This is a genomic window from Achromobacter sp. SIMBA_011, from assembly GCF_046535435.1.
GTDB lineage: Bacteria > Pseudomonadota > Gammaproteobacteria > Burkholderiales > Burkholderiaceae_B > Achromobacter > Achromobacter dolens.
This window is the reverse complement of record NZ_JAWRWN010001127.1, coordinates 1-240: the sequence shown is the minus strand read 5'-3', so window position 1 is coordinate 240 and position 240 is coordinate 1. Positions and strand designations below refer to the sequence as shown.

The following is a 240-nucleotide window of genomic DNA, read 5'->3' as shown; positions in this document are numbered from 1 at the left end:
ACGTATCGGGTGCGGGCGACACCGTGATCGCGACGGTCGCGACGATGCTCGGCGCCGGCGTGCCGCTCGTCGACGCCGTGGTGCTCGCGAACCGCGCGGCGGGGATCGTGGTCGGCAAGCTCGGCACGGCCACCGTCGACTACGACGAACTGTTTCATTGAGCGATCGCCGCGGCCCGACCGAGCGCCGCGCGATCGTCTCGTCATTTTTCAGGCAGGATGACCATGACCCTCATCGTCA

At 67.9% G+C, this 240-nt stretch carries 1 protein-coding gene; it reads left to right on the top strand.

The genetic code is table 11. From position 1 onward, the window contains the following. Positions 1 to 161, top strand: a 161-nt coding sequence (locus tag SB816_RS34555; protein ID WP_410548567.1) for a PfkB family carbohydrate kinase, incomplete at its 5' end; no start/stop codon positions are given. Between the last annotated feature and the right edge of the window lie 79 nt (positions 162 to 240).